Origin of the sequence: Streptomyces sp. AC512_CC834, from assembly GCF_019049325.1 — a bacterium.
In the GTDB taxonomy this organism is placed as follows: domain Bacteria; phylum Actinomycetota; class Actinomycetes; order Streptomycetales; family Streptomycetaceae; genus Streptomyces.
This window is the reverse complement of the sequence record NZ_JAGMUO010000128.1, coordinates 1-24046: the sequence shown is the minus strand read 5'-3', so window position 1 is coordinate 24046 and position 24046 is coordinate 1. Positions and strand designations below refer to the sequence as shown.

General features: G+C 74.3%; 22 protein-coding genes and 1 pseudogene. 11 read left to right on the top strand and 12 right to left on the bottom strand.

What is annotated here, in order from left to right; genetic code table 11:
- Positions 1-124: 124 nt before the first annotated feature.
- The gene (gene hemE / locus KUM40_RS38515) at positions 125-1192 is read left to right on the top strand and encodes a uroporphyrinogen decarboxylase (RefSeq protein WP_217170994.1); all 1068 of its coding nucleotides are present in this window, start codon (positions 125-127) and stop codon (positions 1190-1192) included.
- A gap of 10 nt (positions 1193-1202) precedes the next feature.
- Here hemE and KUM40_RS38510 read toward each other — a convergent pair whose 3' ends face one another.
- Positions 1203-2366: a hypothetical protein gene (locus tag KUM40_RS38510; RefSeq protein WP_217170993.1), complete on the bottom strand. Its 1164-nt coding sequence runs from the start codon at positions 2364-2366 to the stop codon at positions 1203-1205.
- Positions 2367-2767: 401 nt separating this feature from the next.
- Positions 2768-4309 carry a glycoside hydrolase family 3 protein gene (locus KUM40_RS38505; protein WP_217170992.1) on the bottom strand — a complete coding sequence of 514 codons (1542 nt, stop codon included), beginning with the start codon at positions 4307-4309 and terminating at the stop codon, positions 2768-2770.
- 513 nt (positions 4310-4822) lie between these two features.
- On the opposite strand from KUM40_RS38505, the gene KUM40_RS38500 reads away from it, so the two are divergent.
- From KUM40_RS38500 to KUM40_RS38480, 5 genes are read left to right on the top strand one after another with little or no spacing between them, the layout of a single operon-like run.
- A complete protein-coding gene (locus KUM40_RS38500) occupies positions 4823-5911 on the top strand; it encodes a YbiU family protein (protein ID WP_217170991.1) in 1089 nt (362 codons plus the stop codon).
- Entirely contained in the window at positions 5893-7218 is a 1326-nt protein-coding gene (locus tag KUM40_RS38495; RefSeq protein ID WP_217170990.1) for a DUF6271 family protein, read from the top strand. The genes KUM40_RS38500 and KUM40_RS38495 overlap by 19 nt, the downstream gene beginning before the upstream one ends.
- The gene (locus KUM40_RS38490; RefSeq protein WP_308401333.1) at positions 7215-8447 is read left to right on the top strand and encodes a type III PLP-dependent enzyme; all 1233 of its coding nucleotides are present in this window, start codon (positions 7215-7217) and stop codon (positions 8445-8447) included. The genes KUM40_RS38495 and KUM40_RS38490 overlap by 4 nt, the downstream gene beginning before the upstream one ends.
- Complete coding sequence (locus KUM40_RS38485; RefSeq protein ID WP_217170989.1) at positions 8440-8988, top strand: GNAT family N-acetyltransferase; 549 nt, start codon at positions 8440-8442, stop codon at positions 8986-8988. The genes KUM40_RS38490 and KUM40_RS38485 overlap by 8 nt, the downstream gene beginning before the upstream one ends.
- A 5-nt stretch (positions 8989-8993) precedes the next feature.
- Positions 8994-10250, top strand: a complete 1257-nt coding sequence (locus KUM40_RS38480; protein WP_217170988.1) for an MFS transporter — start codon at positions 8994-8996, stop codon at positions 10248-10250.
- Between the two features lie 28 nt (positions 10251-10278).
- Here KUM40_RS38480 and KUM40_RS38475 read toward each other — a convergent pair whose 3' ends face one another.
- On the bottom strand, positions 10279-11097 hold the full coding sequence (locus KUM40_RS38475; RefSeq protein WP_217170987.1) for a rhomboid family intramembrane serine protease: 819 nt from the start codon (positions 11095-11097) through the stop codon (positions 10279-10281).
- A 136-nt stretch (positions 11098-11233) separates the two neighbouring features.
- Between KUM40_RS38475 and KUM40_RS38470 the strand changes: the two genes are divergently transcribed.
- Positions 11234-11614 carry a hypothetical protein gene (locus tag KUM40_RS38470; protein WP_217170986.1) on the top strand — a complete coding sequence of 127 codons (381 nt, stop codon included), beginning with the start codon at positions 11234-11236 and terminating at the stop codon, positions 11612-11614.
- Positions 11615-11642: 28 nt separating this feature from the next.
- Here KUM40_RS38470 and KUM40_RS38465 read toward each other — a convergent pair whose 3' ends face one another.
- Together KUM40_RS38465 and KUM40_RS38460 are read right to left on the bottom strand one after the other, a co-directional pair.
- Positions 11643-13040 (bottom strand): FAD-dependent oxidoreductase, encoded by a 1398-nt coding sequence (locus KUM40_RS38465; protein ID WP_217170985.1) that lies wholly within the window; start codon positions 13038-13040, stop codon positions 11643-11645.
- Between the two features lie 50 nt (positions 13041-13090).
- The gene (locus tag KUM40_RS38460; protein WP_217170984.1) at positions 13091-14101 is read right to left on the bottom strand and encodes a DUF4349 domain-containing protein; all 1011 of its coding nucleotides are present in this window, start codon (positions 14099-14101) and stop codon (positions 13091-13093) included.
- A 196-nt stretch (positions 14102-14297) separates the two neighbouring features.
- On the opposite strand from KUM40_RS38460, the gene hemG reads away from it, so the two are divergent.
- Positions 14298-15776 carry a protoporphyrinogen oxidase gene (gene hemG, locus KUM40_RS38455; protein ID WP_217170983.1) on the top strand — a complete coding sequence of 493 codons (1479 nt, stop codon included), beginning with the start codon at positions 14298-14300 and terminating at the stop codon, positions 15774-15776.
- Positions 15777-15780: 4 nt separating this feature from the next.
- Positions 15781-16512, top strand: coding sequence for a hydrogen peroxide-dependent heme synthase (hemQ, locus tag KUM40_RS38450; RefSeq protein ID WP_217170982.1), 732 nt, complete (start codon positions 15781-15783; stop codon positions 16510-16512).
- Here the strand turns inward: hemQ and KUM40_RS38445 are convergent, their stop codons facing one another.
- The 5 genes from KUM40_RS38445 to KUM40_RS38425 all read right to left on the bottom strand — a co-directional run bounded on the left by KUM40_RS38445 (position 16513) and on the right by KUM40_RS38425 (position 22060).
- Complete coding sequence (locus KUM40_RS38445) at positions 16513-18192, bottom strand: alpha/beta hydrolase (protein ID WP_217170981.1); 1680 nt, start codon at positions 18190-18192, stop codon at positions 16513-16515.
- 114 nt (positions 18193-18306) lie between these two features.
- Positions 18307-19104 carry a TIGR04222 domain-containing membrane protein gene (locus KUM40_RS38440; RefSeq protein WP_217170980.1) on the bottom strand — a complete coding sequence of 266 codons (798 nt, stop codon included), beginning with the start codon at positions 19102-19104 and terminating at the stop codon, positions 18307-18309.
- Positions 19105-19221: 117 nt separating this feature from the next.
- Positions 19222-20586, bottom strand: coding sequence for a DUF692 domain-containing protein (locus KUM40_RS38435; protein ID WP_217170979.1), 1365 nt, complete (start codon positions 20584-20586; stop codon positions 19222-19224).
- A gap of 115 nt (positions 20587-20701) precedes the next feature.
- Complete coding sequence (locus KUM40_RS38430; RefSeq protein ID WP_217170978.1) at positions 20702-21274, bottom strand: GNAT family N-acetyltransferase; 573 nt, start codon at positions 21272-21274, stop codon at positions 20702-20704.
- A 36-nt stretch (positions 21275-21310) separates the two neighbouring features.
- The gene (locus KUM40_RS38425; protein WP_217170977.1) at positions 21311-22060 is read right to left on the bottom strand and encodes a peptidyl-tRNA hydrolase; all 750 of its coding nucleotides are present in this window, start codon (positions 22058-22060) and stop codon (positions 21311-21313) included.
- Between the two features lie 43 nt (positions 22061-22103).
- On the opposite strand from KUM40_RS38425, the gene KUM40_RS41910 reads away from it, so the two are divergent.
- A complete protein-coding gene (locus tag KUM40_RS41910) occupies positions 22104-22958 on the top strand; it encodes an ATP-binding cassette domain-containing protein (RefSeq protein ID WP_254396324.1) in 855 nt (284 codons plus the stop codon).
- Entirely contained in the window at positions 22955-23626 is a 672-nt protein-coding gene (locus KUM40_RS41905; RefSeq protein ID WP_254396323.1) for an ABC transporter, read from the top strand. Before KUM40_RS41910 ends, KUM40_RS41905 begins: the two co-directional genes overlap by 4 nt.
- Here KUM40_RS41905 and KUM40_RS38415 read toward each other — a convergent pair.
- Positions 23618-23821, bottom strand: a complete 204-nt coding sequence (locus KUM40_RS38415) for a hypothetical protein (protein WP_217170976.1) — start codon at positions 23819-23821, stop codon at positions 23618-23620. The genes KUM40_RS41905 and KUM40_RS38415 overlap by 9 nt on opposite strands.
- A 24-nt stretch (positions 23822-23845) precedes the next feature.
- Positions 23846-24046 (bottom strand): annotated as a pseudogene (locus KUM40_RS38410) (polysaccharide deacetylase); the annotation flags it as partial.

The window sequence follows — 24046 nt, the reverse complement described above, 5'->3', positions numbered from 1 at the left end:
TCGGCGCAGGGAGGGACACCCGCGTGCGGGCGCGATGTCCGGATCACGCGGCCTCGCGGGGGCGTACGGGGGCCGCCCCACCCGTGGTCCGGTGCTGTCCGGGGGCCATGGGAGACTTGCCGGTGTGAGTGCCAACCAGAGCCCCGCGGGCAAGCAGCCGACCGCCACGTACGACTCCGCGTTCCTCAGGGCGTGCAGGCGTGAGCCGGTGCCGCACACCCCCGTGTGGTTCATGCGGCAGGCCGGGCGCTCACTGCCGGAGTACCACAAGGTGCGCGAGGGCATCGGGATGCTCGAGTCCTGCACGCGGCCGGAACTGGTCGCGGAGATCACCCTCCAGCCGGTGCGCCGGCACGGCGTGGACGCCGCGATCTACTTCAGCGACATCGTGGTCCCGCTCAAGGCCATCGGCATCGACCTCGACATCAAGCCAGGCGTCGGCCCGGTCGTCGCCGACCCGATCCGCACCCGCGCCGACCTGGCACGGCTGCGCGAACTCACCCCCGAGGACGTCACCTACGTCACCGAGGCCATGGGCCTGCTCACCCGCGAGCTCGGTGCCACCCCGCTGATCGGCTTCGCGGGCGCGCCGTTCACCCTCGCGAGCTACCTCGTGGAGGGCGGTCCGTCCCGCAACCACGAGCACACCAAGGCCCTCATGTACGGCGACCCGCAGCTCTGGGCCGACCTCCTGGACCGGCTCGCCGGCATCACGGCCGCCTTCCTCAAGGTGCAGATCGAGGCGGGCGCGAGCGCGGTCCAGCTCTTCGACTCCTGGGTCGGCGCCCTGTCCCCGGCGGACTACCGCCGCTCGGTGCTCCCCGCCTCCCGCAAGGTCTTCGAGGCCGTCGCCGGGTACGGGGTGCCGCGCATCCACTTCGGTGTCGGCACCGGCGAACTGCTCGGCCTGATGGGCGAGGCCGGCGCGGACGTCGTCGGCGTCGACTGGCGCGTGCCGCTGGACGAGGCGGCCCGCCGCGTCGGCCCCGGCAAGGCGCTCCAGGGCAACCTGGACCCGGCCGTCCTCTTCGCCGGCTCGCGGGCGGTCGAGACCAAGACCCGCGAGGTCCTTGACGCGGCCGCGGACCTGGAGGGCCACGTTTTCAACCTCGGCCACGGCGTCCTGCCCACCACCGACCCGGACGCGCTGACCCGCCTCGTGGAGTACGTCCACACGCAGACCGCGCGCTGAGGCACTCACCTCACGAGAGGCCGCCACCCACCCCGCCACCCACCGTCGCCCGCGCCGCCGTGTCCTCCGCGGCCCTGGCGCCGTCCAGCACGGCCTCCGCCACGAGCGGGTACAGCGCCTCTCCTACGGCGGCCAGCCGGGGCACCGGGACGACCCGGCGCAGCGCGCCCGGCGCCAGCGTGGACAGCGCGGTACGGGCGGCCGGCCGCCCGAGGTCGGGAGGCCCGCCGAGGTCGTGGGTCACCACGCCCAGCGCGTAAGCCGCGGTCCACAGCTCGGCCAGCAGTACGTCGCTGACCCTGTCGTGGACGAAGTCGCGGTGCGGGAGGGCCTCCAGCGCCCCGCGGAGCGACGCCACGACCCGCTCCCGCTCGATGCCCCGCTCCAGGAGAGCCTCCTCGGCCGGTACTCGGCGCCAACCGTCCGGGCTCGCCGGGTCACGCAGGTACACCACGGCGAGCTGCTCCCACCAGCAGAAGTACGGCACGGCGCGCATCGCCGGGAGGACGGACCCGGTGGGGGTGGGGTCCTCGCGGGGATCTCGGGCATCTCGGGGGTCGCCGTCGAGGGCCGGACAGGCGGCGCTGCGCGGACCCATCACGTCGTTGCCGACCAGGCTCGGTGGGTTGGCGTGGTCGACCGGACCGGCCACCGGGACGACCTTGTCGACGTCGCGCAGGTGGTCGAGCAGGGTCACGTCGTCGGTCGCGTCCGGGCCGGCCTTGGCGGCGGCGTACTCGTCGAATCCCAGGGCGAGCGGGGCGGGCAGCACCAGCGCGACGGACGGCAGGTAGTCGTCCACGACGGGCGCCCACGCGTGTCCGAGCAGCGCGGCGGCACGTACGGCGTTGGCGGTGCGCGAACCCCACTCCGTGAACAGGCTGACGGAGTCCCGGGGCCGGGCGGCCGTCAGCGCGCGGACGGTGTCGGCGAATCCCGGGGAGAGTACGGCGTCGTCCTGGAGCACCAGGTGGTGCGTGGCTCCGGGGGCCACCGACCGCCAGGCCAGGCGCGCGGTGCGCAGGGCCGACGGCGGGCCCTGCGGGTCCGGGTCGGTGACGACCCGCGCGGCGAGTGCGGGATGTTCCGCGCTCAGCGCTTCGGCCGCGGCTCGCCGCCGCGGATGGGCCATGATCACGGCGGACAGGCGAACGTCGGAACGGTGCGATGACATCCTCGAGTCTCTCTGCTCGGACGGCCTCTGCGAGCCTGCTTCGGCGACGGCGACGGCGACGGCGACGGCGACGGCGACGGCTCGGGTCTGGTCGGGCGGCTTCTGGGTGTCGGCTTGGAGGGTGACGGCTCGGGGTCTGCTTTGGCGCCGGTTGGGGTCTGCCTGGGCGGCTTCTGGGCGTCCGCTTCGGCGGCGGCTCGGGCGTCTGCTTCGACGGCCGCTCGGCCTGCTCCGACGCCCGGTCGGGGCGCGGCCGCGCTCACCGGCTCAGCATGCGCTCCCCTCGCCGGCTCAGTCAGCGGCCCCCTCACCGGATCGGCTCAGTCCGCGGCTCCTTATCGGATCGGCTCAGTCCGCACGCCCCCACCGGACCGGCTCAACTCGCGGCCCTCCCCGTCGGCTCAGCCCGCGGGCGTGCCCGTGAGGATCTCCGCCGCGGCCACTGCGGAGGCCGTGCTCGCGCCGTGGGTGAAGATCTGGGCCGCGGCGGCGGTGGTGCCCGGCAGACCCATCTCCACCACGATCGCGTCCGGTCGGGCGGAGGTCAGGCCGGTCACGGCACGGCTCATCCAGGCGTGCCGGGCCGCGTCGCGGGCGACGATCACCAGCGGGCGGCCCGCGGCCGGTTCGAGGGCGCAGCTCTCCAACGCGACCGTCCCCTCCTCCAGTTCCTGTCCGCGCACCCGCACGGAGGTCGTGCCCGGCAGCCGCTCCCGCAGCGGGTTCGCCACGCCCCACGGGGTCTCCTTGCCGATGGCCATGTTGGTGACCGGGGCCAGCTCGACCACGTGCGGCGCGGCGGTCAGCGGCAGGGCGGCCCGCGCGGCCCCGGTGAGCCGTACGGCTCGGCGCGCGGCGACGTGGCCGATGCCGTCCCGGACCGCCTCCCCGGCCGACTGGTCGACCGTCTCTCCGGCGGCCCCGGCTGCCCGCAGCCCCGCCGACCAGCGGGCGAACTCCCGTACCCGGCCGGCCGCCTCGGCCAGCCGTTCCTCCGGCAGTTCCCCGGCGGCCACCGCGGCGACCAGCGCCTTGACCAGCAGGGCGACGGTGTTCTCCTCGGCGCTCTCGCCGCCCACGCAGACGGCGTCCACCCCGGCGGCGACGGCCTTCACCGTGGCGCCGTCGATGCCGTACCGGGCCGTGACGGCGCCCATCTCGATGGCGTCGCTGACGACGAGGCCGTCGAAGCCCAACTCCTCGCGGAGCAGGCCGTGCAGGATGCGCCGACTGAGCGTGGCCGGCAGGTCGGGGTCGTAGGCGGGCACCAGGAGGTGGCCGCTCATGACCGCGCGCACGCCGGCCGCGACGGCGGCCCGGAACGGGGGCAGCGCCTGGGCGGCGATCTCGTCCCGCCCGGCCGAATAGGCCGGCAGGTCGTGGTGGGAGTCGACGGCGACGTCCCCGTGGCCGGGGAAGTGCTTGGCGCAGGCGGCGACGCCGGCGGACTGCAGGCCGCGGATCCACGCGGCGGTGTGCCGGGAGACCAGGTCCGGGTCGGCGCCGAAGGAGCGTACGCCGATGATCGGGTTGTCGGGGTTGGAGTTGACGTCCGCGCTCGGCGCGTAGTCGAGACTCACCCCGGCGGTGCGCAGTTGCCGGCCGAGGTCCGCGGCGACGGCCTCGGTCAGCTCCGTGTCGTCGACGGTCCCGAGCGCGAAGTTGCCCGGCCGGGACGACCCGGTGGCGGACTCGATCCGGGTGACGTCGCCCGCCTCCTCGTCGATCGCGACGATCAGCTCGGGATTCTCGGCGCGCAGTTGTCCGGTCAGCCGGGCGACCTGCTCGGTGGAGACGATGTTGCGGGAGAAGAGCACGACGGAGGCCAGCCCGTCGCCGATGTCGCGCAGGATCCAGTCGGGTGCCTCGGTGCCCACGAAACCCGGCTGCAGAACGGAGAGCGCGAGCCGGCGCGACTCGCTGCTGTGCTTGCTGGAGGACATCGGCCGCGCCTTTCGGATGATTTCTTGGTATAGACCAAGAGGTGCGCGTTCAGGTTAACCAGACGTGTCAAGAGAGCCGTCATCGAACTCGGAAGTAACAATTGCCCTCGTCGGGAGGGGTGTTGGAGAGGTGTTGACACCTTCCCTTGGTCTAGTCCATTGTGAGGCGCACGTTCAGCGAGGGACGCATGTGACACCAGTTTCACCAGCTTTCCGCGCCGGACACCTGCCGCGACCGGACTGCGAAGACCGCTGTCGTGGCGACGACTTCCGTACGACGACTTCCGTGACGACCACCCCGGACGAGACGACCCTTCCGGACGAGAGCGCGGACCGGGCGACCCCCCGAACCGGGGAGAACCCCGTCCCTTCGAGCCGCCCTCGTCGCCCCGCTCCCGCCCCGTGACGCGAGCGGGCCACGCTGCCACCACCGACCTCATGTGCGACGGCCCGAACCCCGTCGCACACACCGCCGTTGCCAGAGCGGGCGACGGCGAGGATCTGGAGCACCACATGGCGACGCCCGATTCCTACCTCCACCGAGCCCCGTCGGACCGGCCCTACTTCAGCGCGGACGCCGACACCTACCTGGCCCGCACTCAGTTGCGCGACCTCGACAAGACACGTCCGCTGCGGGTGCTGTCCGAGGAGGACTTCGCCCACTGGCAGACGTACGGCTACGTCGTGGTCAAGGAGGCGATACCCGCCGACGCCGCCCGCCGACTGCTCGACTTCGCCTGGGAGTTCCAGGGCCTCGACCCCGACCGCCCCGACACCTGGTACCAGGACCGCGAGTACCGCTCCGACCTCGACCAGGAGCTGCACATCTACGGCTTCGTCGAGGCGTACCAGCACCAGCTCATCTGGGACAGCCGCCAGGCACAGCGCGTCTACGACGCCTTCGTGGACGTCTGGGACTGCGAGGAGCTGTGGGTCACCCTGGACCGGCTCAACCTCAACCCGCCCAACACCGGCAACCGTGACCGCGCCCTGATCAACAAGCCGGAGCGCGGCTTCGACATCGACCTGCACTGGGACGTCGACACCACCCTCGGTGTCCTGCCCCAGCGGGTGCAGGGCAGCATCGCCCTCAACGACACCAAGCCCGACCAGGGCGGTTTCCAGTGCTGCCCCGAGCTGTTCCGCCGCTTCGAGAGCTGGAAGGCCCTCCAGCCCGACGGCCGCGACCCCATCCGGCCCGCGATCGACCGCGAGGACATGCCCGTCGTACGGCCCGACCTCGAGGCCGGCGACCTGATCATCTGGAACGGCCTGCTGGCCCACGGCGTCGCGCCCAACATCTCCGGCGACGGGGTGCGCGCCATCCAGTACCTGTCGATGATGCCCGCGCTGGAGAGCCACCGCACGCTGCGCGACTCCCGCGTCGACTCCTGGCGCACCCTCGCCACCCCCGACTGGAACGCCACCCTCCTCGGCGACGCCCACCGGCACGAGTCCGAGCGCTACGGCCCCGCCGAACTGACCGAACTGGGCGAGAAGCTGCTGGGCCTCAAGTCCTGGCACGCGGACGCCGCCGGCGACAAGGACGACGAGGCGACCGACGAGGCCACCGGGGACGCCGCATGCGCAGCATCTGCCTGACCCTCCCCACCAACCGGCCCTGCCCGGACACCATCGCGGCCCTCGGCGAGGAAGCCGCCTACGCCGCCGACCGCTTCGACATCGATGTCCACGTGCTGGTCCTCGACTCCTGCCCGGCCCCGGACCACGCCGCCCACGCCGCTGCGTTACAGCGGCTGCCGGCCCACCCCCGCGTCACGGCCCACCACCTCGACGAGGCCGCCCAGCGGGACTTCCTGGCACGGGTGACGGCACGTTCCGGCAGCGCCAAGCCCGAACTGCTCCTCGACCTGATGCTCCCCGACGGCCTGTCCTACGGCGCCTGCACCAACCGCGCCTTCCTGATCGCGGCCGCGCTCGGCTGCGACTCCGTCCACCGCAGGGACTCCGACAGCCGCTACCAGAGCGTGGCCGGCCGCACGGTCTTCCCCGTCCACCACGAACTGCTGTCCCTGGGCGCACGCGCCACCGACGCCGTGCCCGGCGTCACCGAGGCCACCCTGCCGGACCCGCTCCTCGAGCGGCGCGTCGCCATGGTCGGCAGCTCCTTCGTGGGCGAACCCTCCGTCGACATCGCGCAGATACGGGACGCCGACCCCGGTGTCTACCACGATGTCGTCTCCCTCTGGGCGCCCGAGGGCTGGTCCGCCGCACAGAAGCGGGAGCTGGTCGAGGAGTCCTTCACCGGCGCCGGCTCGGAGCCCTTCACGGCCGACCACTCGCTGCTGACGGTGGTCGACCCGATGCGGGTGGACATGTGCAACATCGCCTTCCACGGCGACACGATCACCGAACGGGTGCCCCTGCCGCCCGCCCAGGACACCATCGGCAGCGACTACTTCCTGATCCACCTGGTGCACGACGCCCGGCTGCCGGGCGTGCTGCACAACCGGAACATCGTCAACTACTACACCGGCGAACGCAGGACCGACTCCGGCTTCCTCGCCTACCAGACCCGCTTCGCCAAGTTCCTGCTGTCGATGCTCTACTTCCACCACGTCTACGACCGCATGGCCGAGGCGGGCGACACCCTGCTGGACGAGCACGGCCGGGCCCGCCCCGCCGCCGTCGCCGCCCTGGCCCGCGAGAGCACCGGCCTCGACACCGCGGAGAACGTCCGCAGGCTCGACGCCCTCGACACCGCCTACCGGCGACTCGGCGGCAGGTACACCGACTTCGCGGATCTCCTGGCCGCCCGCCGCGCCCGCCTCCTCGACGAGGCACGCGACGACATGGCGGACTTCGCCCTGCTCACGGAGGCCTGGGAGGGGATGGTGGCCGCCGCCAGGGCCACGCCCCTCGCCCACTCTCCGGGGCAGCCGCGGTGAGCGCGGTGACGGACGCGGTGACGGATGCGGTGACGGGCGCGGACCTCAGCCCGCCCCTGGCCGCCGCGCTCGCCGCTGCCACCGAGGACCGGATCGTCTACGACCTGGCAGGCATCGAGCGGCGCCATGACACGCTGCGCCGCGAACTGCCCGGCGTACACGTGCGGTTCGCGATGAAGGCCTGCCCGGTCGACGAGGTCCTCGCCGCGCTGGCGGACCGGGGCGCCGGCGTCGACGCCGCGAGCCCCGGCGAGGTGGAGCAGGCGCTGCGGGCCGGGGTTCCGGCCGGACGCCTGCACTACGGCAACACCGTCAAGTCCGACCGGAACATCGCCGACGCGTACCGGCTCGGCATCCGCACCTTCGCCACCGACAGCGTCCAGGACGTGACCGCCCTCGCCGCCCACGCCCCCGGCTCCCGCGTGTTCTGCCGGGTGACGACCGGCGGGGCGGGCGCGGTGTGGGGGCTGAGCAACAAGTTCGGCTGCCCGCCCGGCGACGCCCTCCACGTCATGGAGGCGGCCCGGGACGCCGGTCTGGTGCCGGCCGGCCTGTCCGTGCACGTCGGCTCCCAGCAGATGACGGGCGAGGCGTGGCACGGCGCCGTCGAGGACCTGGGCGACGTCCTGCGCGAACTCGGCCGCCGCGGCATCCGCGTCGACCACGTCAACCTCGGCGGCGGCCTGCCCGCGCTCGGCTACCGCGACCGGCGCGGCACCCCCCTCGACCCACCGCTCGACAAGATCTTCGCGGTGATCCGGGAGGGCATGGACGAGCTGCGCCGGATCCACGGCGGCCCCCTGGAGTTCGTCATCGAACCCGGACGGCACCTCGTCGCCGACCACGGCGCGATCCGCGCCCACGTCGCCCGCCTCACCGAACGCCGGGCGGCCGACGGCCGACCGCAGCACTGGCTGTACCTGAGCTGCGGCAAGTTCAACGGCCTGTACGAGATGGACGGCCTCCAGTACCGGCTCGTCTTCCCGGGCCACTCCGACGGCCCGTACGTCCCGGCCGTGATCGCCGGACCCACCTGCGACAGCGACGACGCCTACTCCCACGAGGAGGGACTCGTCCCGGTGCCCGCGGCGCTGGCCTCGGGCGACCCGGTCTGGGTGCTGTCCTGCGGCGCGTACGCGGCCGGCTACACCACCCTGGGCTTCAACGGCTTCGCCCCCCTCCCGTACGCCTGTGCGGGCCGCCCGGACGGGACCGGCGCCGATGGCTGACACCGTGCGCGTACGCCCCCTCGCCGACGAGGACTGGGACGCGGTCGTGGCGCTGGAACGGGACGCCTACACGGGCCTCGGCCTGTCGGAGGGCCGGGCGGCGCTGCAGTCCCGGGCGGCGGCCTCGCCGGACACCTGCTTCGTCGCGGACGTCGGCGCCCGCACGGCCGGCTACGTGCTCGCGCTGCCCTATCCGCCGCACCACTACCCGGACCTGACGCGGACGGAGGGGACCGCGCCCGCGCTCCCGCCCGGCAACCTCCACCTGCACGACATCGTCGTGGCCCCGGGCCTGCGCCGCAGGGGCCTCGCGCGGCACCTCCTGCGCCACCTCACCGGCACCGCCCGGGCACGCGGGGACGAGCGGATCTCCCTGGTCGCCGTGGGCGGCACCGAACGGTTCTGGTCGGCGCGCGGATTCGTGGCCGAGCCGGGCGTCGTGCCCGTCGGCGCGTACGGCCAGGGCGCCGTGTACATGTCCAAGTCGGTACGGGCCCACCCGGCCCCCTCCCCGTCCACCACCCTGCGCGAAGTGAGCTGATACGCGTGTCCCGCCTCCACGATCCCTTCCTGCGCGGCCAGGTGGCGATCGCCGCGCTGTTCCTGTCCCTCGGCTTCCAGTACGCCACCTGGGCCGCGCGGATCCCGGCCGTCAAGGCCGACCTGGACCTGAGCGCGGCCGAGGTGGGCGTGCTCCTGATGGCCGCTGGGGTCGGCGCGGCGGTGTCCTTCCCCGTGGTGGCCTGGCTGATGCGGCGCCTGGGATCGCGCCGGCTCGCGCTGGTCTCCCAGCTCGGCCTGGCCCTGCTGCTGCTCGCCCTGGCGGCGGCCCCGGACTATCCGACGGCCCTGGTGGTGATGTGCGCCGACGGCGTCCTCGTCGGCTGCCTGAACGTGGCCATGAACGCGCAGGGAGCGGCCCTGGAGACCCGCCACGAACGCAACACCATGGCCAAGCTGCACGCCACCTTCAGCGCCGGATCACTGCTCGCGGCCCTGCTCGCCTCCGGCATGACCGCCGCCACCGGATCGGTCGCGGCGCACTTCGCCGTGGCCGCCGCCCTCCTCGCCGTACTGGGCGCGTCCGCGCGGACGGGACTGCTCGACGAGGAAGCCCCCGCCGACCGGGCCACCCCCGACACCGGCACCGACCCTGACACCGCCCCCGAGACCGGCGCCGACCCCGGCACCCCCGCCGGTCCGAAGCCGGGCCGCCGCCGCTGGACCGTCCCCTCCAGCCTGACCCTGTGGATGTGCTGCGCCATGGTCTTCGGCACGGTCGCCGAAGGAGCCATGAACGACTGGTCCGCCCTCTACCTCAAGGACGTCGCCGAGGCCTCGGCGCAACTCGCGCCCCTGGGCATCGCCGTCGTCTCGGGAATGATGGTCGTCGCCCGCCTCTTCGCCGACGGCTGGCGGGGCCGCTGGGGCGACGGACGCGTCGTCCTCCTGGGCAGCGCGGTGGCCGGTGCCGGTCTCGCCGTCGCCCTGGTCAGCGGCGGCGTCGCACCGGCCCTGGCCGGCTTCGCCTGCATGGGCCTGGGGATCGCGGCCGTGACCCCCTGCGTCTACGCCGCCGCCGCCCGCCAGGGCTCCGACGCGCTGACCCTGGTCGCCGCCATGGGCACCACCGGACTGCTGGCCGGCCCGCCGCTCATCGGCTTCATCGCGGGCGCGAGCAACCTCTCCTGGGGCATGGGCGCCGTGGCCGCGTCGGCCGTCGCCGTCGCGCTGTGCAGCACCCGCATCCGCTGGACCGCCCCGGCCGCCCCCGTCGTCCCCGGCGAGGCCTCCCACGCCTGAGCGCACGGGCGCGCACGGGCGCCGACGGTCACCACCCCGGCCGCGCCCGCCTGCCGAACAGCAGCCCGCGCGGCTCCGGCGGGTCAGGCGTGCCCCGCCGCAGCGGCCAGGCGACCAGCATGCCGACGACGAAGCCGACGACGTGGGCCACGTACGCCACGGTGCCGGCGTCCGAGACGGCGCCGCCGGACGAGTAGACCGCCTGGAGCCCGAACCAGAAACCCAGCACGAGCCAGGCCGGCAGCCGCAGCGGCAGGAAGATCAGGAAGGGGACCAGGACCCAGACGCGCGCCCTCGGATACAGCACCAGATACGCGCCGAGCACACCGGCGATCGCGCCCGAGGCGCCGATCAGCGGAGCGCCCGAGTCGGCGTTGAGGAGGGCGAAGCCGTAGGTCGCCGCGTAGCCGCAGACGCCGTAGAAGAGCAGGAAACGCAGGTGGCCCATGCGGTCCTCGACGTTGTTGCCGAAGATCCACAGGAAGAGCATGTTGCCCAGCAGGTGCAGCCAGCCGCCGTGCAGGAACATCGCCGTCAGGACGCTCAGCTCGGGCGACTTGTCGTAGCCGGGCGGCGCGACCACGCAGCCCGGCCCCTGCGGGCCGATCCCGGTCGCTCCCGTCGGCACCAGCCGCGGCATCCGGTGCTGGAGCAACTCCTGCGGCACCGCCGCGTAGTGGTCCAGGAACGCCTGGAGGTCACACAGTTGCGCGAGCGAGCCGTCGCCCGTCGCGGACCCGGTCGTGCCGGGGGTGAACAGGAACACCAGGACGTTCGCGAGGATCAGGGCGTACGTCACCCACGGGGTACGGCGCGCCGGATTCACGTCATGGACGGGGATGACCACGGGACACTACTGCCCCCCTGACGGTCCGTGAACCGGTCCGGCCCTTTGAACGCCCCCGTCCGTGTGGACGTATGTCCTCTCAACCGCCCGCGGCCCGGGGAAGGCGGGGCGTGGGGACGACGTGAGGACACAGGCGATGAACGAACGGGTCACACCGGCTCCGGCGATGCAGGCCCTCCCCGACGGCGAGGCCGAGGTCTCCCTCGTGCTGCGCCTGCCCTGGGAGGACGTCGCCCGGCTCGGTCAGGAGGCCGGGCGGCTGGCCGCGCAGCTTCAGCGGCCGGTGACACTGGACGAGGCGGTGAGCAGCCGGCTGCGCTCCGCGCGGGGCGCGTCCCACGCCAAGCGGGCCGGTGAGCAGCCGCCCGCCGTGAGCGCCCCGGCACCGGCGACCGCCCCCGTACCGGCGACCGCTCCGGCGTCGATGGGCACCCCGGCCTCGGTGTCCTCCCTGCCCGCACGGCCGCCGGCCGAGCAGGCGCGGCAGGCTATCGACCGCATCAACGGGACGGCGTAGGCCCCGGCGGCCCGCTCAGCGCTGCCGCTCAGCGCTGCCGCTCCACCGCCCGCGCCGCCTTGCGGGCGGCCACCAGGACGGGGTCCCACACCGGTGAGAAGGGCGGCGCGTACCCCAGGTCCAGGGCGGTCATCCGCTCGACCGTCATCCCGGCCGTGAGGGCCACCGCGGCGACGTCGACCCGCTTGCCCGCGCCCTCACGGCCGACGATCTGGACGCCGAGCAGCCGTCCGGTGCGCCGCTCGGCGAGCATCTTCACCGTCATGGGGGAGGCCCCCGGGTAGTAGCCCGCACGGCTGGTCGACTCGATCGTCGCCGTCACGAACCGCAGCCCCGCCCGCAGCGCGTCCTTCTCCCGCAGCCCGGTCCGCGCGATCTCCAGGTCGCAGACCTTGCTGACCGCGGTGCCGACCACGCCCGGGAAGGTGGCGTAACCGCCGCCCACGTTGGTGCCGATGACCTGACCGTGCTTGTTGGCGTGGGTGCCGAGCGGAATGTGCCGCTCCTGCCCGGAGACCAGGTCGAGTACCTCCACGCAGTCACCGCCCGCCCAGATGTTCTCGTGCCCGCGCACCCGCATCGCCAGGTCGGTCAGCAGTCCGCCGTGGGCGCCGAGCGGCAGCCCCGCGGCCCCGGCGAGCCCCGTCTCGGGACGTACGCCGATGCCGAGCACCACCACGTCCGCCGGGAACTCGGCGTCCTCGGTGGCCACCGCCCGGACCCGGCCGTCGTCCCCGGTCAGCACCTTGGTGACCTCGGCGCCGTTCACCATGGTGATGCCGAGGCCCTCCATCGCCTCGTGCACCATGCGGCCCATGTCCGGGTCCAGCGTCGACATCGGCTCCCGGCCGCGGTTGACGACCGTCACCTCGTAACCGCGGTTGATCAGCGCCTCGGCCATCTCCACACCGATGTACCCGGCGCCGACGACCACGGCGCGACGGCCACGCGCGCGTGCCAGCGTGTCGAGCAGCGCCTGCCCGTCGTCCAGCGTCTGCACCCCGTGCACACCGGGCGCGTCGACGCCCGGCAGCTCCGGCCGGATCGGGCGCGCCCCGGTCCCGATCACGAGCTTGTCGTACGACGTCCAGGACTCGGCCCCGGAATCGACGTCACGCGCGCGTACCCGCCCGCCGGCGACGTCGATCTCCGTGACCTCGGTGCGCATCCTGAGGTCGATGTCCCGGGCGCGGTGCTCCTCGGGCGTGCGCGCGATCAGCCGGTCCCGTTCGGCCACGTCACCGCCCACCCAGTACGGGATGCCGCACGCCGAGAACGAACTGAAGTGGCCGCGTTCGAACGCCACGATCTCCAGCTCGCCGGGTCCCTTCAGCCGGCGCGCCTGCGACGCCGCGGACATCCCCGCGGCGTCACCGCCGATCACGACCAGTCGCTCCCTCGTACCGCCCGCAGCACTCATGTTCATGCGAACACGGTACGTGGGCGGGGCATTTCAGTCCCGTCGGTCCTGCCCTGTCAGTCCTGCGCGCCGGGCTCCTCGCCGTGCGCCTCCTCGCGGCGCGCGCCCTCGGGCGCCGGTGCCGGTGCCGCTGCCGCTGTCGGGGCCGGGCGGCGCGGCAGCCGGGGGCGTACGACCCGCAGCCACAGCAGCGCGAGCAGCGCCGCGACCGCGGCGAACGGCAGCACCGCGCCGAGCACCACCGCCACCCAGCGCAGCATGGTCACGAAGGCGTCCCAGCCGCCGGCCAGCGCGTCCGTGAACCCGGGGTCCTCGTCCTCCTCCTTCTTCTCCACCCGCTTCACCGGCGTCTCGGACAGGGAGAGGGTGATGGTGGCCAGGCTCGTACGGTCCTTCAGGGACGCCTGCCGGGCGAGCAGCGCCTCCAGCTCCGCCTGGCGGGTGCTCAGCTCGCCCTCCAGGGCCACCACGTCGCTCAGCTTCGTCGCCCGGTCCATCAGCTCGCGGACGCGGGCCACGCTGGCGCGCTGGGACTTCACGCGGCTCTCGACGTCCACCACCTGGTCGGTGACGTCCTCGGCCTTCGCGTCGCGCCGGAGCAGCTTCCCGGCGCCCTCCAGGTCGTCGAGCACGTCCTCGTACCGCTCCACGGGCACACGCAGCGTCACCTCGGTCCGCTCATGCCCCTCCGCGTCCCGGTTCGTGGTCTCGTCGCCGACGTAGCCACCGGCGTTCTCGGTCGCGGTGCGGGCCGCGTCGAGCGCCTTGGCGGTGTCCTTGACCTGCACGCTCAGGGAGACGGTGCGGATGATGTGGGCCGGGGCGAGCTTCGGCGGCGCGCTCGCCCCGGCGCCGTCAGCCTGGCCGCTCTCACCGGCCGCCCCGGCCCGGCCGTCCGCCTGGGAGTCCGCCTTGGACGCGGGGGCCTTGGCGGCGGCGCCGGCCGAGTCGGAACCGCCGCCCGACCCGCTGCAGCCGGTGAGCGCGAGTGCCGTGACCAGCAGCAGGCCGGCCAGGGCGCGGGCGGGCGGTGCGGACCGTCGTGTCGCTGATCGTCGTGACTGCATGGTGAGTCCCCCCGAGGGTCGTGACAACTGATGTCTCTACGACGCGCGGAGGGGCGCCGACGACGGCGCGGAACGGTTCCGAAGAGATCACGGTCCGGACTCGCGGGACCTTGCGGGACCTTGCGGGACCTGTGGGCCCGGTGACGGGGCCACCCGGCCCCGGGGCCGGGGCGGCGGGGTCTGAGACGCTTGGGTCATGTGCGCAAGCGAGAGCCCCGCGGGTGAGATTCCCACGGGCACGGGACATGTAGTCGTCGTCGGAGCAGGCATCGCCGGACTGGCCGCCGCCCACCGCCTGCTGGAGCGCGGCGCGCGGGTGACCGTCCTTGAGGCGTCCGACCGCGTCGGCGGCAAGCTGCTGCCCGGCGAGATCGCCGGGGTGCGCGTCGATCTCGGCGCCGAGTCGATGCTGGCCCGCCGCCCCGAGGCCGTCGGCCTGGCCCGCGAGGCCGGTCTCGCCGACCGCCTCCAGCCGCCGTCCACCGCGTCCGCCTCCCTGTGGACCCGCGGCACCCTGCGCCCCATGCCCAAGGGCCACGTCATGGGCGTCCCCGGCACCGCCGCCGCCCTGACCGGCGTGGTCTCCGAGGAGGGCCTCGCCCGCATCGAGCGCGACGCCGAACTGCCCCGCACCGAGGTCGGCGACGACGTGGCCGTGGGGGAGTACGTCGCCGCGCGCCTGGGCCGCGAGGTCGTCGACCGCCTCGTCGAACCCCTGCTGGGCGGCGTCTACGCGGGCGACGCCTACCGCATCTCCCTGCGCTCGGCCGTACCCCAGCTCTTCGAGGCCGCCCGCACCCACACCTCCCTCACCGAGGCGGTGCGCGCGCTCCAGGGCCGGACGGCCACCTCGCCGGCGAGCGGGCCGGTGTTCATGGGCATCGAGGGCGGCATCGGCACCCTCCCCCTCGCCGTCGCCGAGTCGGTGCGCGCGCGGGGCGGCGAGATCGTCACCCGGGCGCCCGTCACGGAGCTGCGCCGCACCGCCACCGGCGGCTGGCGGATCTCGGCCGGCGACCGGGTGCTGCACGCCGGCGCCGTCGTCGTCGCCGTGCCCGCAGGCCCGGCCGCCGGACTGCTGCGCGCCGAGGCGCCCGCCGCCGCTGCCGAGCTGTCCGCGGTGGAGTACGCCTCGATGGCCCTGATCACCCTCGCCTACCGCCGCTCCGAGGCCACCGCGCTCCCCGAGGGCAGCGGCTTCCTCGTGCCGCCGGTCGACGGGCACACCATCAAGGCGTCCACCTTCGCCTCCCGCAAGTGGGGCTGGATCGCCGACGAGGACCCGGACCTGGTCGTCCTGCGCGCCTCGGTCGGCCGGTACGGCGACACGGAGATCCTCGGCCGCGACGACGCGGGCCTCGTCGCCGTCTCCCGGCACGACCTCGCGGAGGCCACCGGACTGACCGCCCAGCCCGTCGCCACCCGCGTCACCCGCTGGCGGGACGGCCTGCCCCAGTACCCCGTCGGCCACCACGCGCGCGTGGCCCGCGTGCGCGAGCACGTCGCGAAGCTCCCGGGTCTCGCGGTGTGCGGCGCGGCCTACGACGGCGTCGGCATCCCGGCGAGCATCGCGAGCGCGTACGCCGCCGCGGACCGGCTCCGGGGCGACCTGCGGGGTGTGGAGCAGCTCACGGCCCACCCGGTGCGGAGTCTGCACGGCGGAGCGGGAGAATAGGGGCATGAGTGACGACGCCACCACCCCCGCTGCCGACCGGATCCCCAACAAGGGCAAGCTGGCCAAGGACCTCAACGAGGCCATCCGCTACACCCTCTGGTCCGTCTTCAAGCTCAAGGACACCCTCCCCGAGGAGCGCGCGGGGTACGCCGACGAGGTCCAGGAGCTGTTCGACCAGCTCGCCGCGAAGGACGTGACGATCCGCGGCACCTACGACGTCTCCGGTCTGCGCGCCGACGCCGACCTGATGATCTGGTGGCACGCCGAGACCGCCGACCAGCTCCAGGAGGCGTACAACCTCTTCCGCCGCACGAAGCTGGGCCGTGCGCTGGAGCCGGTGTGGTCGAACATGGCGCTGCACCGGCCGGCCGAGTTCAACCGCGCGCACATCCCGGCCTTCCTGGCCGACGAGACGCCGCGGAACTACATCAGCGTCTACCCGTTCGTGCGCTCCTACGACTGGTACCTGCTGCCCGACGAGGACCGTCGCCGCATGCTCGCCGACCACGGCAAGATGGCCCGCGGCTACCCGGACGTGCGCGCCAACACGGTGGCCTCCTTCTCGCTGGGCGACTACGAGTGGATCCTCGCCTTCGAGGCCGACGAACTGCACCGCATCGTCGACCTCATGCGCCACCTGCGCGGCTCCGAGGCCCGCCGGCACGTCCGCGAGGAGATCCCGTTCTACACGGGGCGCCGCAAGGACATCGCGGAGCTGGTGGCCGGGCTGGCCTGATCACGCCTTCGGGGTCGTGGACCTTGGCTCGGCCGTGGACCTCGGTTCGGCCGTGGGCCTCGGCCGCGGCTCCGGCCTCCCGGCGCACGACGCGTCCCGCGCCGGGAGGCGGCCCCGCAGCAGGTACGCCTCCAGGTGGGCGTTGACGCAGGCGTTCGGGCCGGCGGCGATGCCGTGCGTCCCCGCGTCCCGCTCGGTCACCAGCACCGAGCCCGACAGCCGCCGCCGCAGCTCCAGCGCGCCCTCGTACGGGGTGGCCGCGTCCCGCTCGGCGGCCAGGATCAGCGTCGGCGGCAGCTCACCCGGCGCGGTGCGCACGTCGAGGGGCCGCTGCCGGGGCACCTGCCAATAGGCGCAGGGCAGGTTCGTCCACACGTTGTCCCAGGTCTCGAACGGGGCCCGGCGGGCGAGCCGCGTGTTGTCCCGGTCCCAGACCTCGAAGTCCGTCGGCCAGGGCGCGTCGTTGCACTCGACGGCCGTGTACACGGCGTTGGAGTTCTCCGCCGCGACGGCACCCTCCTCGGTCCGCGTCCCCGCCTGGTCGACCAGCGGCTGCGGATCCCCCTTCAGATAGGCCGACAGCGCCTCGGCGCGGTGCGGCCAGTAGTCGTCGTAGTACCCGGCCTTCAGCATCGCCCCCTGCAACTGCGCGGGTCCCACCGTCCCGCCCGCGGGCTTCTCCGCCAGCCGCGCGCTCGCCTCCTCGTAGCTGTCCTGCACCTCCCTCGCCGTGTCCCCGAGCCCGTACACGTCGTTGTGCTCGGCGACCCACTCCTTGAAGGCGTCCCAGCGGTCCTCGAACGCCTCCGACTGCTCGAGGTTGTTGCGGTACCAGACCTGCCCGGGGTCCGGGTTCACCACCGAGTCGAACACCATTCGCCGTACGTGCGAGGGGAACAGCTCGGCGTACAGCGCCCCGAGGTAGGTCCCGTACGACGCGCCCATGAACGTGAGCCGTCGCTCGCCCAGTGCGGCGCGGACGACCTCCAGGTCACGGGCGTTGTTGAGCGAGTGGTAGTGCCGCAGCGCGTCCCCGCTCCGTTCGGCGCAGTCGCGCGCGTACGCCTCGGCCTCGGCGGCGCGCTGCTCCTTGTACGCGTCCGAGGGCCGCGTCGGCGCCGGCCGGGGCCCCTTGAAGAAGGTCCCGGGGTCCTGGCAGGACAGCGGCGCGGAGGGCGCGACCCCGCGCGGGGCGTACCCGACGAGGTCGTAGGCGGCCGCGATGCGCTTCCACTCGGGCACCATGCCCACCAGCGGGAAGTACAGCCCGGAGGCGCCGGGGCCGCCCGGGTTGTAGAGGAGGGCACCCTGGCCGGGAACCTCGTGCTCGCCGTCGTCCGGGTCCTTGTGCGTGGCCCGCACCCGGCTGACGGTGAGCCTGATCTGCTTCCCGTCGGGGTGCGCGTAGTCCAGGGGTACATCGACCGTCCCGCAGTGCATGCTGCCCGGCAGTTCCTCGGCCTTCGGGCACCTGCCGAACTCGATGCCGGCCGCCGCCGCGCGCCCGGCGGCCACGGCGGTGCCGCGCGCCTCGGCGGCCACGGCGGTGCCGCGCGCCTCGGCGGACCCCGGGCCGGCCGTCGGGGGCGCCGGGCTCGCCGGGGCCGCCCGCGCCGGGGCGACGGCGAGGGTCGTCAGCAGCAAGGACCCGGCGGCCCAGTGGAGGGCGGCAGCTCGCATCGCGTATCCCTTCGGTGCACGGCGTGACACAAGGGATGTTTGGTGCGGCGGCCGGGCGGGGCAAGCACCGCCCGCGAGTGTCGGCGCCGAGTGCCTCCGTACGCCCCCGGCGCGTCAGGCCTGGCGCTCCCAGCGGTCCCCGGCGTACTTCTCGCGGTGGGCGAAGGCCGCCCGCAGGTCCGGCTCGCCGATCGCGTGTACGCCGCGTACGGCGACCGAGGTGAGGTAGGTACGGTCGTCGGCCGTGCCGTCGGCCTGCTGGACGAGGGCACCGATCAGCCGCTGCCCGGCCGGGGAGGCCCAGCGCGAGTACGGGTGGACCTCCATCCGCGTGATGGCGAGACAGCCCAGGGCCAGGGCGAGCGGCAGCGCGAACCACAGGGCGACCAGCGGGCGCGGCTGGCCCGCGGGAAGGGGCAGCGCGAGGGCGGCGGCGCCCAGCGCGCACACCGCCACCGCGGCGACCCGCACCCGCCGGACCCCGGCCGCGACACCGTCGGCGCCGTCGTCCGGCACGGCGAGACCCGCGTCGACCAGCCGGTCGGACAGCCCCCGCACCGCCTCCGCGGTGGCCGCGGTGCTCCGTACGGGCGCTATCCGGGACTGTCCCCCGGGTCCTATCGCGCCTATGACCGACCGTTCCATGTCGTCGCGCCCGCACGGATCGACGACGGTCGCCCAGCCGGTGTGCGCGAGCAGCAGCCGACGCTGGCGTGCCATGGAGACCAGCGTCAGGTCGGCCACCCGCCGCGGGCCGCCGGAAAGGAACGCCGCCTCGTACAACGTCAGCGCGTGCTCACGGGCGACGGCGTGCGGATCGACGGCCGCCGCGCGCACGGCGGCCAGACACAGCCGCAGGCAAGACAGGCCGGCGACGGCCCAGGCCGAGAGGAGGAAAAGGACCCAGAACATGCCGTACTTCTATGCCAAAGGCTTTCGCCGGCGCCATGCCCTGTTCATATTTCGGGACGCAGTGTTGCGGGTATGTGACGTTCCGTTTGGTGATGTCCCGGCGTGGTCGTGCCCGGCTCAGCGGCGCAGCAGAACACGCCTGGTCGCACGGGCCAACCGGACCCCGGGGCGCGCCGACCGCGGCACCGGCCCCGACCGCTCCAGCCACCACTCCCGCAACTCCCCCCGCACGCCCGAGTCCAGGTCCCCCGGAGCCGACCGCAGCACGTGCGCGGCGAAGTCGAGGGCGTCCCGCCGGTAGCCGCCGCTCATCGGGCACCCCTGCGCGTAGGCGAGAAAGGCCGGCCGGTACTCCCGCCCCAGGATCACCGGCAGTTCGGGCGCGACCTTCGCGACCACGTCGGCCCGCTTCCCGGCGAGCGCCCGCGCCTGCACCCCCAGCCGCACCCGGTCGAACCCCTCGGGCACCGGCGTCCCCGCGACCAGCGCGGACAGCAGCGCGGCCTGCGCGAGCCCGAGCCGCTGCCGTACGGCGTCGTCGGCGCCGGAACCGGAACCGGAACCGGAACCGGAACCAGAACCAGAACCGGGACCGGAACCGATACGCGAGATGCGCGGCGCCACCGCGCTCCCGGCGGCTGCCGTACCCGCCGCCCGCCGCCCCTTCTCCACGGCGACGCGGATCGCCTCCACCTCACCCCGCATCTCGTCGCCGTGGGGGAAGTTCTCGTCCCGCTCCAGCAGGACGCCCGGCGGTGCCACGCGCGAGGCGAGGTCGGTCAGGATGTCGAGCACCGGCCGCGGAACGGGGTGGGCGTGGCTGTCGTGCCAGACGCCGTCCCGCTCGAAGCCGCCCGCGACATGGACGTAGGCGATGGCCTCCAGGGGCAGTTCGGCGAGCGCCTCGGCCGGGTCCTCGCCCCGGTTGACGTGATTGGTGTGCAGGTTCGCCACGTCGATCAGCAGCCGCACCCCCGTCCGGTCGGCCAGCTCGTACAGGAACTGCCCCTCCGTCATCTCCTCGCCCGGCCAGGAGAACAGCGCGGCGATGTTCTCCACGGCGAGCGGCACCGGCAGCGCGTCCTGCGCGATGCGCACGTTCTCGCAGAGCACGTCGAGGGCGTCACGGGTGCGCGGCACGGGCAGCAGGTGCCCCGCCTCAAGGAGCGGGGAGGCGGTCAGCGCCCCGCCCGCCCGGACGAACGCGATGTGCTCGGTGACCAGCGGCGACCCCAGCACCTCCGCCCCCTCGGCCAGCGCCGCCAGCCGGCCCGCGTCCGGCCGCTCTCCGCCGCCGAGCCCGAGCGAGACCCCGTGCGGCACGACGGTCACCCCGCGCTCGCGCAGCCGCAGCAGCGAGTCGGGCAGATGCCCCGGACAGAGGTTCTCGGACACGGCCTCGACCCAGTCGATGCCGGGCATCCCCTCGACGACGTCCGCGATTTCCGGGCGCCATCCGATACCGGTGCCCAGTCGTCGCATGGTCGATCCCTCCCTCACTGTCGTCATGACCGGGGTATCGCCCGAGCGGCCGGGCCCGAACCCCGAGGGGGGCGTCTTCAGAGGAACATTTGAGGTTCGCGGGCGGCCCCGGGCCTCAGCGCAGGTCGAGCCGAACCAGCACTCGGGGGTGTCCGGCCAGTACCGAGGTGGTGTCGGCGGCGTGGACGAACCCGGCACGCTCGAAGTTCCTCCGGATCCCGGCGTATGCCATGGTCAGGTCGACCTTCGCGCCCCCGTTGTCGAGCGGATACGCCTCGATCGCCGGGGCACCCCGGGAGCGGGCGAAGTCGACGGCCCCGGCGATCAGGGAGTGCGAGATCCCCTTCTTCCGGTGCCCGGGGCGCACGCGGACGCACCACAACGACCAGACCGGCAGATCGTCCACGTGCGGGATCTTGCGGTTGCGTGCGAAGGATGTGTCCGCCCGCGGCGCCACCGCGGCCCAGCCGACCGGCTCGTCGCCGTCGTAGGCGAGCACCCCCAAAGGCGGTCCCGTACGGCACAGCTCGGCGACGTAGGCGCCGCGGGCCGGTCCGCGCAGCTCGTTGTTCACCTTGGAGGGGACGCGGTAGCTCAGACACCAACAGACGTTGGCCTGCGGCGACTTGGGGCCGAGCAGGGCCCGGACGTCCTCGAAGACCGAGGCCGGGCGGACGTCGATGGTCATGCCCCCACGATGCCACGGAGCGCGGGACGGCGCCGCCTACGGGTTGCCCCGCCGCAACGCCGGATGGTCCGCCACCACCGTGCACGACCCGGGCGCGATCTCCGTGAACCCGGCGTCGCGCACCACGGGCAGGCCGCTCGTCGTGAGGCCGCCCCACCGGGCCGGGGCCGCGGTGCGCACCGCCAGCGGGAAGCCCGCGTCCCGCCAGGCGGCCCGGGCCGCGTCGTCCAGCTCCCACCAGGCGAGCTGCGCACCGTGACCGGCCTGGGCCATCGCCTTGCCCGCCGACATGTCCAGGTCGGGGTTCATCCAGAGCACCGGCGCCGAGAGGTCGGCGTCGAGCGGGGGCTCCGGGTCGTCGAGGTCGGTGCCGGAGACCTGGAGACGGGCCAGGTCCTTGGGCCAGCCGTCCAGCGGGACCGGTGGGAAGACCCGCACCTCGGCCGTCTTGCCGGTGACGGTGATGCCGGGCAGGGCCTCGGCCCGCCGCCACTCGGCGCCGCGGGCCCGCCGCACGACCTTGCGGATACGGGCGTCCTGCCAGTCCCGCATCGCCCGCGCCCACTCGCCGTCACCGCTGGACCGCTCGTCGCCGAGCATCACCAGCACCGCCCGGGCCGCGGTCTCCAGCGCGTCGGTACGGGGCGGCGGCGCCGCACGCTCGACGCGTACGACGAGCGGCAGGACGAACTGCGGCGCGAGGTCGCGGTCGCCGGGCTCGGGACGGAAGGGGCTGTCGGGGACAGGGACGGGGACGGGGACGGGCGTCGTCGGGTCGTTGCTCACGCCCTACAGTCTGCCAACCGACCGCCCGCGAGAGTATGTCCCCATGCAACCCGAGCTACGGCTGGACGGCGTGGGACGCCGCTACGGCATCCGCGGCCCCTGGGTGCTGCGCGGCGTCAACCTGAGCGTGGCGCCCGGTGCCCTCGTCCGCGTCGAGGGCACCAACGGCACCGGCAAGTCGACCCTGCTGCGCATGCTCGCCGGCATAGACGCCCCCACCGAGGGCCGGGTCACGGGCCGCCCGCGCACCGCCTACGTCCCCGAACGCTTCCCGGCCGCCCTGCCCTTCACCGCCGTCTCCTACCTCACCCACCTGGGCACCGTGCACGGGCTGTCCCGCCGGGCCGCGGCCCGCGCCGCCGGGCAGTGGCTGGAGCGGCTCGGGGCCGCCGGGTACGCCGCCACCCCGCTCTCCCGGCTGTCCAAGGGCAGCAGCCAGAAGGTGGCCGTGGCGCAGGCGCTGCTCGCCGAACCGGAGCTGCTCGTCCTCGACGAGGCCTGGACCGGCCTCGACACGGACGCCCGGGCCGAGTTGGAACGGGCCGTCGCCGAGCGCACGGAAGCGGGTGGTGCCGTCGTCTTCGTCGACCACGACCCGCGCCGCCTGGCCGACGCGCCCGACGCCGCGTACGCCGTGCGCGACGGCACCCTGCACCGCCGTACCGCACCCGCGAAGGCACCGGCCGGACCGCGCGTCGTCGTCCGGGTGCAGGGGCCGCCCGGCGCCGCCCCGCCCGCCGACGCACTGCGCATCGCCGTGTCCGCCGAGGAGACCCGCCCCGGCTCCTGCGCGCTCACCGTCGTCGCCTCCCACTCCGACGTGCTGCTCCGTGCGCTCCTGACCGCCCGGCCGCCCTGGCACGTGGTGAGCGTGCAGGCCCCCGAGGACCACCGATGACCGCCCTCCTGCGCTACCAGGCCGCCCTCCTGCTGCGTTCCCAGCGCTGGCTCCCGCCCGTCGTCCTGTACGCCGCCGCCCTCGGCATCGGGGTGCAGGGCGGGCAGCCGGTGCTCGACTCGCTGGGCTGGGCGGCGGCAATGCTGCTGCCGGTCGCGGCCTGGCTGGTGCGGGTCTGCGTCACCGGTGAGCCGCCCGCGGCCCGGGGATGCGTGTCGGCGGCGCGCGGCCCGGCTCGGGCCCACCTGGCGTGCGTGCTGGTGGCCCTCGCCGCCGCGGCGGTACTGGGCACGGCGGCGACCGTCGTCGTGACGCTGATCAGCGACCCCGTCAGCACCGGTCACGGCACGCGCGTACCGCCGCTCCCGGCGGGCGGCGCCGGACTGCTCGCCGCGCTGGTGTGCGCCCTGCTCGGCACCGCCGTCGGCGCGCTCACCGCCTGGCCGGTGCTGCGCTCGCCCGGCCGCGCGGTACCGGCGCTGCTCCTGGCGGCCCTGCTTGCGCTGGTCGCGACGGGCTCCCCGGCACGGGCGGCGGTCAGCGGCCTGGTCGCCGGGTCGAAGTCGGGCGCGGTCCCGCTGCCGCTGCTGCCGCTGGTCGCGGCGGCCGTCATCGCCTCGGCCGCGACCGCCGCGGCCTGCCGGCTCAGCTCGCGCAGATCAGCCTGAGCAGGCCGTGCGCTGTGCCTCCTGCCACTCGCAGACCGGGCAGAGCGTGATGCCCTTGTACGACTCCGGGTACTCCGTCGGCTCCCGGCACAGCACGCACTCCGCGTACGGCGGGCCGTCGGCCCGGGGCGGGCGGGTCGCGTCGATCAGGCAGTAGTCGCCGGGGTCGGAGCCGTGGTCGTCGTCACTGCTCATGCCTCCAGCGTAGGCCCGGGCCCGTCAGCCGCGGCCGTTCGTCGCGCCGACCAGCTCCGACACCTTCACGAAGCGGTATCCCTGACGGCGCAGCTCGGGCACGACCGCCCGTACCACCTCCTCGGTCACCGGGGCGGCGCTGCGCGTGCAGTGCATGACGACGACCGAACCCGGCCGCACCCCGTCGAGGACCTGCCGGGTCACCGCGTCGGCGTCCGTCGCGAA